The sequence below is a fragment of the Erwinia sp. 2186 genome (assembly GCF_057812255.1).
Genome location: NZ_CM173824.1, coordinates 1,277,946 through 1,290,598 on the forward strand (window position 1 = coordinate 1,277,946; position 12,653 = coordinate 1,290,598).

General features: G+C 55.9%; 10 protein-coding genes. 3 read left to right on the plus strand and 7 right to left on the minus strand.

The features are described 5' to 3' along the window. Positions 1 to 27: 27 nt before the first annotated feature. From ACXKZG_RS05865 to xseA, 3 genes are all read right to left on the minus strand, one after another. Positions 28 to 360, minus strand: coding sequence for a protealysin inhibitor emfourin (locus ACXKZG_RS05865; protein WP_488875840.1), 333 nt, complete (start codon positions 358 to 360; stop codon positions 28 to 30). Next, positions 360 to 1,373, minus strand: coding sequence for a M4 family metallopeptidase (locus tag ACXKZG_RS05870; RefSeq protein WP_013203385.1), 1,014 nt, complete (start codon positions 1,371 to 1,373; stop codon positions 360 to 362). Before ACXKZG_RS05870 ends, ACXKZG_RS05865 begins: the two co-directional genes overlap by 1 nt. 101 nt (positions 1,374 to 1,474) lie before the next feature. After that, positions 1,475 to 2,854 (minus strand): exodeoxyribonuclease VII large subunit, encoded by a 1,380-nt coding sequence (gene xseA / locus ACXKZG_RS05875; protein ID WP_488875841.1) that lies wholly within the window; start codon positions 2,852 to 2,854, stop codon positions 1,475 to 1,477. 170 nt (positions 2,855 to 3,024) lie between these two features. Between xseA and guaB the strand changes: the two genes are divergently transcribed. Together guaB and guaA are read left to right on the plus strand one after the other, a co-directional pair. Then, complete coding sequence (gene guaB, locus ACXKZG_RS05880) at positions 3,025 to 4,491, plus strand: IMP dehydrogenase (RefSeq protein WP_488875842.1); 1,467 nt, start codon at positions 3,025 to 3,027, stop codon at positions 4,489 to 4,491. 81 nt (positions 4,492 to 4,572) lie between these two features. Continuing rightward, the gene (gene guaA / locus ACXKZG_RS05885) at positions 4,573 to 6,153 is read left to right on the plus strand and encodes a glutamine-hydrolyzing GMP synthase (RefSeq protein WP_013203382.1); all 1,581 of its coding nucleotides are present in this window, start codon (positions 4,573 to 4,575) and stop codon (positions 6,151 to 6,153) included. A 96-nt stretch (positions 6,154 to 6,249) separates the two neighbouring features. Here the strand turns inward: guaA and mgtE are convergent, their stop codons facing one another. Further along, entirely contained in the window at positions 6,250 to 7,686 is a 1,437-nt protein-coding gene (mgtE, locus tag ACXKZG_RS05890) for a magnesium transporter (RefSeq protein ID WP_346566305.1), read from the minus strand. 124 nt (positions 7,687 to 7,810) lie between these two features. Beyond that, on the minus strand, positions 7,811 to 7,987 hold the full coding sequence (locus ACXKZG_RS05895) for a YfgG family protein (protein ID WP_013203380.1): 177 nt from the start codon (positions 7,985 to 7,987) through the stop codon (positions 7,811 to 7,813). A gap of 288 nt (positions 7,988 to 8,275) precedes the next feature. Here ACXKZG_RS05895 and ACXKZG_RS05900 point away from each other — a divergent pair, with 288 nt between their 5' ends. Next, positions 8,276 to 10,492 carry an EAL domain-containing protein gene (locus tag ACXKZG_RS05900; RefSeq protein ID WP_134822559.1) on the plus strand — a complete coding sequence of 739 codons (2,217 nt, stop codon included), beginning with the start codon at positions 8,276 to 8,278 and terminating at the stop codon, positions 10,490 to 10,492. 25 nt (positions 10,493 to 10,517) lie between these two features. Here the strand turns inward: ACXKZG_RS05900 and tehB are convergent, their stop codons facing one another. Together tehB and ppx are read right to left on the minus strand one after the other, a co-directional pair. Continuing rightward, the gene (tehB, locus tag ACXKZG_RS05905; RefSeq protein ID WP_151036790.1) at positions 10,518 to 11,123 is read right to left on the minus strand and encodes a tellurite resistance methyltransferase TehB; all 606 of its coding nucleotides are present in this window, start codon (positions 11,121 to 11,123) and stop codon (positions 10,518 to 10,520) included. Continuing rightward, a complete protein-coding gene (gene ppx / locus ACXKZG_RS05910) occupies positions 11,120 to 12,652 on the minus strand; it encodes an exopolyphosphatase (protein ID WP_013203376.1) in 1,533 nt (510 codons plus the stop codon). Before ppx ends, tehB begins: the two co-directional genes overlap by 4 nt. Between the last annotated feature and the right edge of the window lies 1 nt (position 12,653).

The following is a 12,653-nucleotide window of genomic DNA, read 5'->3' on the forward strand; positions in this document are numbered from 1 at the left end:
GGCTTTTTTATTGCCTGCGTGTCAGGGCTATTGCCCGTCCTGCCAGAGCTGTACCAACGCCGGCGGTGCCTGATCTTCGGCAATGATAATCACGATGTTACCCAGCCGATCGGGCGTGGCATAACTGATCTCTATGCGGTAATAGCGCTGATCGCCCTGACCAGCCCGGCTTTGTTCTGCCGGCGATTCGGCCAGCGGCATGGCCTGGCGCAAAACATTGCACACATGCTCACGCTGAGGCCCGCTAAGCTTTGCCAGCGCAATGCGTCGCGGTCCCGACAGTTTAGGGATATAAGCAAAGCCTCCTTCACGCGCCACATCAATCACCGCGTCATCGCTCAGTTCCGGCAAGCTGTCCATCAGAGTACGCCAACCTGTTTCCAGGCCTCTTCAATCGCTTCCGCGACGGATTTGTTAAACCGTTTCTGACCATGCTTGATGGTGAAACCGGCAAAGGTTTTGAAATCGGCATTCTGTGGCAGGGTTTTGTCACAGACCGTGTCATACCAGGCGTATCCGGCCAGTTCCCATGCATAGCCACCCAGCGCTTTTGCCGCCAGATAGAATGCGCGGTTTGGAATGCCGGAATTGAGGTGCACACCACCGTTATCATCGCGGGTCTGGATGTAGCCTTTCATGTCGGCGGGCTGCGGATCCTTGCCTAATAACGGGTCGTCATAGGCGGTACCGGGCGCTGACATCGATCGCAGGCCTTTGCCTTTGATTTTGTCGGCCAGCAGGCCTTCGCCAATAATCCAGTCGGCCTGGTCGGCTGTCTGCTTTTGATGAAATTGCTTCACCAGCGAGCCAAAGACATCCGACAGCGATTCGTTTAGCGCACCAGCCTGCTCGAAGTAAATCAATCCGGCTTCGGTTTCGGTGACGCCGTGTGCCAGTTCATGACCGACCACATCCAGCGCGATGGTAAAGCGATTAAATATCTCGCCGTCTCCATCACCGAACACCATCTGCTGACCGTTCCAGAAGGCATTTTGATAGTCTTTACCATAGTGGACGGTGCCTTTCAGCGTCAGGCCCTGATTGTCCAGCGAGTTGCGCTGGTAGGCCTGCCAGAAGAAATCATAGGTAAAACCAAGATAGTCATACGCCTCGGTCGAGGCGATATCGCTGCCTGCGGGCTGGCCTTCGCGACGAACCAGCGTACCGGGCAGATTTTGCGTCTGTTCTGAATCGTAAATTTCCCGCTGGACCTCGCCGGGCGTGGCGTTTGTTGTGCCTTCAGGTTTGATCCAGTTCTCGGCCATCAGCGTCTGAACGTGGACTAACGTATTGCGCGCACAGCTTTGCTGCTGCCCGGAACCGTTATCGATTATTTTGCGCAGGATGTAAGGGGGAATAACGCCATAGTGCATACCAAGCTCCCTGGTCGATGATGGGTATGCGAAAAGTATAGTCGCCAGGGGAGAGTTGTGCGGTGAAGTCAGTACCGCCTGTTAATCAGGCGGCATGGCAATCAGGATGCGGGATTTTTCGGCTTGCGCGGTTTTTTAGTCGGGGTTACGGCAGTGACTTCGCTCTCGACCCAACCGTCATCTAACCGGGTTTTCAGCGTGTCGCCGGTCTGCACCTGGCGGGTCTTTTTCACCACCTGGCCATCCTGGGCCGTGGTGACGCTAAACCCACGCGCCAGCGTCGCCAGTGGGCTGACGCCCTCGAGTTGCGCGGTAAGCGTTGAGAAGCGCTGTTTCCCGCCGTTCAGCTGCTGCTGCATCGCCTGTTGCAAACGGTACTGCCACTGCTGCAGGTTTTGCTGAGCGCGATGGATGCGCGCCTGCGGCTGAAACGCGCTCAGACGCTGCTCAGCGCGTTCTTGCTGACGGCCAGCCTGACGCACTCGTAACTGCATTGCGTCGTCCAGACGGCGTTGCAGACGCATCAGCGCGGTCTGCTGACGGGCCAGGCGTAACTGCGGATGCTGCTGCTGCAAACGATGCTGAATACGGGTGAAGGTCCGGCTCTTCTGCGCGAGGAAATAATCCATCGCCATTTCCAGCCGGGTTTGCTGAGATTGCAGCTGACGCAGCAGTTCGATTTGGTTACGGCTCACCAGCTCGGCGGCAGCAGAAGGCGTCGGTGCCCGCAGGTCGGCAACAAAATCGGCGATGGTCACATCGGTTTCATGGCCAACGGCACTGACAATCGGAATGCGGCTGGCGTAAATCGCGCGGGCAACCCGCTCGTCGTTGAAGCTCCACAGATCTTCCAGAGAGCCGCCGCCGCGTCCCACAATCAGCACGTCACATTCGGCACGGGCGTTGGCGGTTTCAATGGCGCGAACAATGCTGGCCGGCGCATCAACCCCCTGAACCGGGGTAGGGTAGATGACGACAGGCAGCGAGGGATCGCGTCGATGCAGTACGCGCAGCACGTCATGCAACGCGGCGCCGGTTGACGAGGTGATCACCCCAACCTGACGGGCCGGGTCCGGCAACGGCTGTTTATGGCTCTGTTCAAAAAGCCCTTCGCTCATCAGCTTCTGCTTCAACTGCTCGAACTGCTGTTGCAACAGACCTTCACCAGCGGGCTGCATGCTTTCGGCAATCAGCTGGTAATCCCCGCGCGGTTCATACAGGGTGATGGTTGCTCTGACTAACACCTGCTGACCATTTTGCGGCCGGAAGGTGACGCGCCGGTTGCTGTTGCGGAACATCGCACAGCGCACCTGGGCACCATCGTCTTTCAGAGTGAAATACCAGTGACCGGAAGAGGGCTGCGAGAAGTTAGAGATTTCAGCACTCAGCCAGACCTGGCCCATTTCCATCTCCAGCAGCTTGCGCACTGTGGTATTGAGACGGCTGACGGTAAAAATATTGGCTGATGGCGGTAGCGACATGTGATGAAGATCAAACTTTAAATCAGAGGGCTAATTGACCGATACTACAGGCCTGACTGGCGGGATCAAGAACTTTTCGTAAATAATGCTGGAGGCAATCGATTACGGCCTGTATAATGCCGCGGCAATATTTTACAAGTTCTCATTCACCCTGAGGTTGAGATATTGCCATGCTAAGAATCACTAAAGAAGCCCTGACTTTCGACGACGTTTTGCTCGTTCCTGCTCACTCCACAGTCTTACCAAACACGGCTGACCTCAGCACCCAGCTTACCAAATCTATCCGTCTGAACATCCCAATGCTTTCCGCTGCTATGGATACCGTGACCGAAGCCGGTCTGGCTATCGCACTGGCACAGGAAGGTGGACTCGGCTTTATCCACAAAAACATGCCAATCGAGCGCCAGGCGGAAGAAGTTCGCAAGGTGAAGAAGCATGAAAGTGGTGTGGTTACCGATCCGCAGACCGTTCTGCCAACCACCGCGCTGAGCGATGTGAAAGTGCTGACCGAACGTAACGGCTTTGCAGGCTACCCGGTGGTGAACGGCGACAACGAACTGGTCGGTATCATTACCGGTCGTGACGTGCGATTCGTGACCGACCTGAGCCTGCCGGTTTCTGCGGTAATGACCCCGAAAGACCGTCTGGTTACCGTTCGCGAAGGCGAATCCCGCGAAGTGGTTCTGCACAAAATGCACGAAAAACGCGTAGAGAAAGCGCTGGTGGTGGATGATAAATTCCATCTGCTGGGCATGATCACCGTGAAAGACTTCCAGAAAGCCGAACGTAAACCTAACGCCTGTAAAGACGAGCATGGCCGTCTGCGTGTTGGTGCTGCGGTTGGCGCCGGTGCCGGCAACGAAGAGCGTGTTGATGCGCTGGTGGCTGCGGGTGTTGACGTGCTGCTGATTGACTCCTCACACGGCCATTCTGAAGGCGTTCTGCAACGTATCCGTGAAACCCGTGCGAAATATCCCGATCTGCAGATCCTGGGCGGCAACGTGGCGACCGGTGCAGGCGCACTGGCGTTGGTTGAAGCTGGCGTCAGCGCAGTGAAAGTCGGTATCGGTCCGGGTTCCATCTGTACCACGCGTATCGTGACCGGCGTCGGTGTGCCTCAGATCACTGCGGTTTCTGACGCGGTTGAAGCGCTGGAAGGCACCGGGATTCCGGTTATCGCTGATGGCGGTATCCGCTTCTCGGGTGATATCGCTAAGGCGATTGCGGCAGGTGCAAGCGCGGTCATGGTTGGCTCAATGCTGGCGGGTACCGAAGAATCTCCGGGCGAAATCGAGCTGTATCAGGGCCGTTCATTCAAATCCTACCGTGGCATGGGTTCGCTGGGCGCAATGTCCAAAGGCTCCTCTGACCGTTACTTCCAGACCGACAACGCGGCGGACAAACTGGTACCGGAAGGGATTGAAGGCCGTGTGGCTTACAAAGGCCGTCTGAAAGAGATCGTTCACCAGCAAATGGGTGGCCTGCGCTCCTGTATGGGTCTGACCGGTTGTGCTACCATCGACGACCTGCGCACCAAAGCAGAATTTGTCCGCATCAGCGGCGCCGGTATTTCGGAAAGTCACGTTCACGATGTGACGATCACCAAAGAGTCCCCGAACTACCGTATGGGTTCATAACATCGCTGAACCCCACGCCCGGCTTAGCCGGGCGTTTTACTCCTTCTCCCTGAATTTGTTATATCGCCCTGGAATAGCCCAATGACGACGGAAAATATTCATAAACATCGCATTCTGATCCTTGATTTCGGCTCGCAGTACACGCAGCTGGTTGCACGCCGCGTGCGTGAGCTGGGCGTCTACTGTGAACTGTGGGCGTGGGATGTCACCGAAGAGCAGATCCGCGGGTTCAACCCGAACGGCATCATCCTTTCTGGTGGCCCGGAAAGCACCACCGAGCACGCAAGCCCACGTGCGCCTGAGTATGTCTTCAATGCGGGCGTGCCGGTGCTGGGCGTGTGCTACGGCATGCAGACCATGGCAATGCAGCTGGGTGGCAAAGTGGAAGGCTCTAACGAGCGTGAATTTGGCTATGCACAGGTTGAAATTGCCTTGCAGAGCGCACTGACCCGTGGCATCGAAGATTCCCTGAGCGCAGATGGCAAGCCGCTGATGGATGTCTGGATGAGCCACGGCGACAAAGTGTCCGCTATCCCGGCTGATTTCGTCACCGTTGCCAGCACGGATTCCTGTCCGTTCGCGATTATCGCCAACGAAGAGAAGCGTCTGTACGGCGTGCAGTTCCACCCGGAAGTGACGCATACCCGTCAGGGCCTGCGTCTGCTGGAGCGTTTTGTTCGCGATATCTGTGAATGTGAAGCGCTGTGGACACCGGCAAAAATCATCGAAGACACCGTTGAGCGTCTGCGTGAGCAGGTTGGCAACGACAAAGTCATCCTCGGCCTGTCTGGCGGTGTGGATTCCTCTGTAACCGCGATGCTGCTGCACCGCGCCATTGGCGACCGCCTGACCTGCGTGTTCGTGGATAACGGCCTGCTGCGTCTGAACGAAGCCGAGCAGGTAATGGATATGTTCGGTGACCACTTCGGTCTGAACATCATTCACGTTGCCGCTGAAGACCGTTTCCTTGATGCGCTGGCTGGCATCGACGAACCTGAAGCGAAGCGTAAGACCATTGGTCGCGTCTTCGTTGAAGTGTTCGACGAGCATGCCACCATGCTGCAGGACGTGAAATGGCTGGCGCAGGGCACCATCTATCCGGACGTGATCGAGTCTGCTGCGTCTGCCACCGGCAAAGCGCACGTGATCAAGTCGCACCACAACGTGGGTGGACTGCCGAAAGAGATGAAGCTGGGTCTGGTTGAGCCGCTGAAAGAGCTGTTCAAAGACGAAGTGCGCAAAATCGGTCTGGAATTGGGTCTGCCTCACGACATGCTGTTCCGTCATCCGTTCCCGGGTCCAGGCCTGGGTGTTCGCGTGCTGGGCGAAGTGAAGAAAGAGTACTGTGACCTGCTGCGTCGTGCGGATGCCATCTTCATTGAAGAGCTGCATAAAGCCGACCTGTACAACAAGGTCAGCCAGGCGTTCACCGTTTTCCTGCCAGTGCGCTCCGTTGGCGTGATGGGCGATGGCCGTAAATACGATTGGGTTGTTTCTCTGCGTGCGGTAGAGACCATCGACTTTATGACCGCGCACTGGGCGCACCTGCCGTATGAATTCCTCGGCCGCGTCTCTAACCGCATCATCAACGAAATCAACGGCATTTCCCGTGTGGTTTACGATATTTCAGGTAAACCACCGGCGACGATTGAGTGGGAATAGCGCTCAGCTAACCCGTTCTGAACGTTGAAACTAAAGCCCGCGTAATCGCGGGCTTTTTTATGTCCGTTATCAGGCTGCTGGGCGGAGCCAGACCGGTTAGTGGATCAGGAAAATCGTCGCCAGACCGAGGAAAATAAAGAAGCCGCCGGTGTCGGTCAGCGCGGTGATTAATACGCTGGAACCGACTGCGGGATCCCTTTTGAATTTGGTCATCATCAACGGGATAAGCACGCCCATTAACGCGGCCAGCAACAGATTCAGCACCATCGCCAGCATCATCACGCCGCCCAGCGCCGGATTGCCGTACATCGCCCAGGTGACGCCGCCCATAATGCCTCCCCAGAACAATCCGTTAATCAGCGCGACGCCAAGTTCACGGCCAATCAGGAAGGAGAAGTTGCCCGGTTCGACCTGGTGCAATGCCAGAGCACGGACAATCATAGTAATGGTCTGATTACCGGTATTGCCGCCGATGCCCGCGACAATCGGCATCAGTGCCGCAAGGGCGACGATTTGCGAAATGGTGCCTTCAAATAATCCAATCACCCGTGAGGCGACAAACGCGGTACACAGGTTAACGGCCAGCCATGTCCAGCGCGTGCGCACCGATTTACGTACCGGCGCGAACACGTCCTCATCCGGGTTCACCCCACCCATTTTACGGATGTTGCTGTCGTTCTCTTCGTTGACCAGGTCGACCACATCTTCGATGGTCACACGGCCCATTAACTTGCCCTTGGCATCAATTACCGCCGCAGAGATCAGGTTATAACGTTCGAAGGCCCCGGCGGCATCTTCCGCCTTATCATCGATGCGGAAGGTGGTCGGCTTGTCGTTCATCACTTCATGAACCATCTTCTTCGGCTTGTTCAGCAGAATGTCAGTCAGCGCCAGCTCACCTAACAGGGTGTTGTGCTCATCGGTGATAAACAGCTTATCGGTGCCATCAGGAATGGATTTTTTACGCCGCAGGTAACGCTGCACGGTGGCAAGGGTTACGTCAGCAGGCATGGTGATCAGCTTGAAGTCGGTGATGCGACCGACGCGATCGCGATCGAAATCCATGACTTCCAGCACGCGGGAGCGTAACGCCGGATCCAGAGAGGTCAGCAGTCGGCCGGTTAAATCCCGCGAGAGATATTTTGACAGGTAAACCTGCTCATCAATATCCAGCGGGGCGATGGCGCGCAGCAAATCGCGGTCGCTCATCTCTTCGATCAGGCTGTCCCAGACGCTTTCAGAGGCTTCGACCAGCACCATCCCGCGGCGCTCGGTGTCAATCAGATGCCACAATGCCAGGCGTTCATCTTCCGGCAGGGCTTCCAGCAGGTCAGCAATATCCGCAGCGTGCAGCAGGGGAATATACTGCCTGATCTCTTCCGCCTGTTCCTCGTGCGCCCTGGCCTCGGCAGGTGTTTCATTTAGCGGACGTTCAAGCAGCGTATCGACCAGATCGCCGTCATTTAACAGCAGATTGAGGATACGGCCACGGATTTCAGCAAGTTGCTGGGCATGGGATAAGGCTACAGACATAAAAATTCCCTTGTGTCTGGCAAAAGACGAGCGAGACGGTAAGTATTGCTCAAATCAGGCAAAAGAGTGAGAGAAGTCGCATTTTTATAGCAACTCCCTGGGGGGAATACGATGGCAGAGCCGATTATTTCGTTATGACGGTAGGCACAGCAACGTCCTGATTTTTTTGCTGATGATGTTTGATGGCACCGGGCACCACAAAAATTAACCGTCCCACTAAGATAATAAAGCTCACCAGCAATATAATTCGGGTCATATGGCTGGTTTTACGACGTTTTCTAAATGACATAGCGCTATTCACGCAACGGTTCCTGAAAAAAGCCCGCAGGCATTAATACAATTTAGGCACAGCCAGCCCAGCAGGTCAACGTTGAGGCTGCGCGCGGGCCAACAGATTGCGCCAAATCAGATTTTGACAAGGCTAAACGATCATTTGCTTAAACGCGTCGGCATTAACGACAGCAAATCAGCCAGGTTTGATTTAAATCAATTTTTACTTAACTGCTGACTTTACTATAACCGAATCCGACCCCGAGAAACGTGCAAAGACCTGTTATGGCCTGACGTTTTTGCCACCCTGTCGAGCACCATGAATATCACACACTGGATCTCCCGCTTCAGCCAAAGCGCCTTCGGGTTGCCCCTGATTTTACCGTTGCTGCTGATGCCGCTTTCCACCCAGCTCTCCATCCGGCTGGTGGTTGAAGGCGGCTATGTCTATCTGATCTATCTGCCACTGGCCATGTACCTTGCCATGCTGTTGGTTTTTGACTGGCGAGCGATGCCGGGAATTGCGCTGGTGCTGAGCCTGTACTATTTCTCGCGCTTTAGCCCGCTGCCCGCCGCGCTGATCGTTAGCGTTACGCTTGCCGTGCTGGCGCTGGGTATGAAGGGCTATAAACTCCATGCTGGCCGGCGCGGTAAGGCGGATTATGGTGGCCTGAGCCTGGCACAGGTGCGTTTGCTTTGGCTGGCTTTTCTGATGCCAACCCTGTTCGTCTTTGGTATGCAGGGCGTGGCAACCACGGGCGTGGTCGCGCTGGATGGCACGGTTTTTACCCCCGGCTTATTCACTCTGCACACGCTGCTTAATTATCAATCCGTACTGCTGTCCTGCGTGACGATGGTGCAGATTTACTACTTTGCTATCCGTTGCATCCGCAAGCCGCGATTTATTCGGGTGATTTACTGTCGGCTTACCCATCAACGGGCGGCCAATCTCCACCCGTATGAGTGTGTGGCATGGCTCTCGCTGGTGGCGTTTCTGCTGGTGATGTTGCTGCTGATGCAGCAAAGCGAAGACAACCTGTTGGCCAGCGATTATGGCCTTCCTTTGCTGCTGCCGCTGATGCTGTGGTCGGCAATGCGGTTTGGTTACCTCTTCACGTCATTGAGTTGGGCCGTGCTGCTGGTGGTGCTGTACCAGTTACGCGACCGCTTTCTCTGTCCTGAGACCGAGCCTTACCATCTGGCGGTGATGTCGGCGAACCTGCTGGTATTCAGTCTGACGATCCTGATGATGGCGGCGATCAGTACCCGCCAGCGGCGGATCTTAATCAAAACCAGGCTGGCTGCCTTAAGCGATCCGGTTTTCAACCTACCCAATCTGCGCGCACTCAGCGCGGATTTGAATGAAATCCCGCTGACCCTACTGTTCTACCTGAGCATCCCGGAACTCGACAGGCTCAGCCGTATGTATGGATTACGGTTGCGCATCCAGTACAAGCGCAGCCTGGCGAACTATCTGCTCAATGACCTGCAGCCGGGCGAGGATGTCTACCAGCTGCCCGGTTTTGATCTGGCGATCAGGCTTAATTACACCGCTCGCCAGCAGCGTATAGAAAGCATTGAGGCCAGTCTGAAGGCGTTCCATCTGCGCTGGGAAGGTCTGCCGATCCATCCCGATATTGGCATCAGTTATTGCACCGTCCGCCGCCCGGTGACGCATCTTTACGAGCTGTTGGGCGAGATGAGCGCCATGGCCGAACAGTCGCTCAGAACCGGCATCGCGGAAAGCTTGCTGCGGAATAACAGTCTGCCGGTTCAGCGCCGGATCGCGGAAAAGGTGGCGGTGATGGATGAGATCCGCGACAGGCTGCGAAACCAGGGCTATCCGATCCTGGCACAGCGGGTACAGGGCGTGCGGGGAGATGATTACTACGACCTTACGCTCAGCATGCAGGACAGCTCAGGACAAACGCTATCTCCGGAGAAACTGGATGAGCTGGGGTTGAGCTGGGAAGTGGATCGTTGGACCCTCGAGCACGTGCTGGCCTTTGCCGACCGGCAGCGGGATCGGCTTGCAGTCAGCCGTTTTGCCGTGACCCTGTTTATCTCCAGCTTGTGCCGGCCCACGCTGGCTAAAGAGATCAAAGGGTATCTGGAGCTTTATGACCTGCAGCCCTGGCAGTTGATTATCCAGGTGGCGGATTCGCCGCTGATGAATCAAGCCAGATGGGGCGGGCGTTCAGCTTTACAGCTGCTGCAACTGGGCTGTCGGGTAGTGGTCACTGATTTTGGCAGTGAGTTTGCCGGCTACGCCAGGCTGAAAGAGCTGGAAGGCGATATGTTGAAAGTGGACGCGCGCTTTATCAGCAGCATGCTGCAGGACTGCCTGAATTATCAGGTGATAGCGGCAATCTGTGCGCTGGCACAAAGTAAGCGCATGGGCGTTATTGCCTGTGGCGTAAATTCACCGGAAACAGAACAGGCGCTGCGCCAGCTCGGAGTGGATTATTTTCAGGGGGAAGCGATCGGTGCGGCAAGGCCGCTGCAGGAAATGATTCAGGCCGGCGTGGAGAAGTGATGTAGCCAGCCTGAATCCGCAGAGATTAGTCTTTCGTGATCTCTTTCTGTGCCAGCAAGGTGGCAAAGCGCAGCGAAATCCGATTGCCGTGCTCGTCAGTACGATGCAGCTGACCGACGTGCTCGTTGTATTTCAGAATGTGCCATTTGCGGTAGTAGTCGCTAAGCTCACCGGATTTGAAGGCGAAAGGGAAGCCCTGATCGCACGGATAATCGTCGGTATCCATCGCCGCAACAATCAGGTTATAGCCGCCTTTGACCGTGCTGGCCTGCATATCGGCAATCAACTGCGGGATGGTTTCCGGCTGCAAAAACATCATCACCACGGTAGACAGTACAAAATCCCAGCCGCCGTTGAAACGCAGATCGTTGAGATCTTTTTCTGCGGTCTCGATCCCGGTCAGCTGCTCATCGGCAATAATCTGGTTCAGCCGCGCCAGGCTGGCCGGATTATTATCCCAACCGGTAACCTCAAACCCTTTCAGGTTGAGGTAAAGCGAATTTCGGCCACTGCCGCAGCCTACGTCCAGCGCCCGTCCGGGCGCAATCAGTTGCAGCGCTTCCAGCACCTCAGAATGGGTCGGGGAAAGCTGATATTTTTCGGTGTAGTAGTCATCGGGCCTGACAATCATGGCTTGTTCTCTTCCTGAATCGTTAACTGCCAGCCAGTAACCTCTTTCCAGTAGCTTTGCTCGCGTTCTAAATCGAGCTGTACCAGGTTGTTCTGGCTGAAATAGTCGACCGGGAAAGTCAGCGTCCAGTGGCCATCATCCGTATCCAGTTTCAGCACGTCCGGCGTGTTGGTGGCCTGACGCTGATTATTCAGCAGCGTGGCAAGGCGCAACAGGAACACTAACGGCAGGAACTGCTTTTTCTTGAACAGGGTTAGACGAGGCATTTCATCGACTTTCACCGCTTTACGGTGGAAGCGTACCAGGGTTGCCAGCAGCGTTTGTTGATCCTGGTTAAAGCCCGGCAGATTGGTATTTTGCAGGATATACGCGGAGTGGCGCTGCATGCCGCTGTGGTTGATGGTCAGTCCGACTTCATGCAGCATCGCGGCCCATTTCAGCATGGCTGACAGCTGTGGATTGGTCAGCTTCGGATTCTGTTCGCGCCATTGAAGGTAGAGTTTTTCGGTGGTTTCCAGCACGCGTCGCGCCTGGTCGCTGTCGATGGCATAATGATTGGCCAGACTTTGCGCGGTCCGGCTACGAATATCCTGATGACGGAACCGACCTTCCATTTCATACAGCACGCCTTCACGCAGCGCGCCGTCCGACAGACGCAGTTCGCGAATGGCCAGCGCATCGAACACGCCGCTGAGGATGGCTAAGCCCGGCACAAACACCGCTTTGCGCTCTTCAGACAGGCCTGGCAGGCTCAGGGCATCAAACGATTTATGTTTGATCACTTCGTCGTACAGCATCTCAATGCGTTCAGGCGTGATGAGCTTCTCTTTCTCACCCATCGCCAGCAACACTTCACAGGCGGCTTTGATGCTGCCAGACGCGCCGAGGGCAAACTGCCAACCTGTCAGGCGATATTGCCAGGCCATGGTTTCCAGCTTTTGCGCAGCGGCCAGGCGGGCACGGCGGAAATTCTCTTTGCTGATCACGCCGCCAGGGAAGTAGAGGTTAGCAAAACTGACGCAGCCCATGCGGCGGCTCTCGACCAGCTTAGGCTCGAAGTCTTCCCCGATGACCATTTCCGTTGAGCCGCCGCCGATATCAATGACCAGCTTGCGTCCTTTCTCCGGCTGCGTGTGCTCGACGCCCATAAAGATCAGACGGGCCTCTTCATTGCCGGAAATCACCTCAATCGGGTAGGGGATGACATCGGCGGCACGACGCAGAAAATCTTCGGCGTTTACCGCTTCACGCAGCGTGTGAGTACCCACGATGGTCACATTGGCCGGGCTGAAACCCTGCAAACGTTCGGCAAACAGCGCCAGGCAGCTTAACCCGCGCTCAATCGCCTCTTCGCCCAGCACGTTATTGTGATCCAGGCCGTCGGCCAGATGAACCCGCTGTTTCAACCTGCCGAGCACCTGCATGGCACCATCCACCACGCGGGCAATCACCATATGAAAACTGTTCGAGCCCAGGTCGATTGCGGCGAATTCCTGCGGTTTGGGCGTATTTTTCTGGGATATTGGCATA

What these genes read in the sequence shown, in the direction of transcription:
- ACXKZG_RS05865 (WP_488875840.1), bottom strand. Translation starts at nt 360, where the DNA reads ATGGACAGCTTGCCGGAACTGAGCGATGACGCGGTGATTGATGTGGCG.
- ACXKZG_RS05870 (WP_013203385.1), bottom strand. Translation starts at nt 1,373, where the DNA reads ATGCACTATGGCGTTATTCCCCCTTACATCCTGCGCAAAATAATCGAT.
- xseA (WP_488875841.1), bottom strand. Translation starts at nt 2,854, where the DNA reads ATGTCGCTACCGCCATCAGCCAATATTTTTACCGTCAGCCGTCTCAAT.
- guaB (WP_488875842.1), top strand. Translation starts at nt 3,025, where the DNA reads ATGCTAAGAATCACTAAAGAAGCCCTGACTTTCGACGACGTTTTGCTC.
- guaA (WP_013203382.1), top strand. Translation starts at nt 4,573, where the DNA reads ATGACGACGGAAAATATTCATAAACATCGCATTCTGATCCTTGATTTC.
- mgtE (WP_346566305.1), bottom strand. Translation starts at nt 7,686, where the DNA reads ATGTCTGTAGCCTTATCCCATGCCCAGCAACTTGCTGAAATCCGTGGC.
- ACXKZG_RS05900 (WP_134822559.1), top strand. Translation starts at nt 8,276, where the DNA reads ATGAATATCACACACTGGATCTCCCGCTTCAGCCAAAGCGCCTTCGGG.
- tehB (WP_151036790.1), bottom strand. Translation starts at nt 11,123, where the DNA reads ATGATTGTCAGGCCCGATGACTACTACACCGAAAAATATCAGCTTTCC.
- ppx (WP_013203376.1), bottom strand. Translation starts at nt 12,652, where the DNA reads ATGCCAATATCCCAGAAAAATACGCCCAAACCGCAGGAATTCGCCGCA.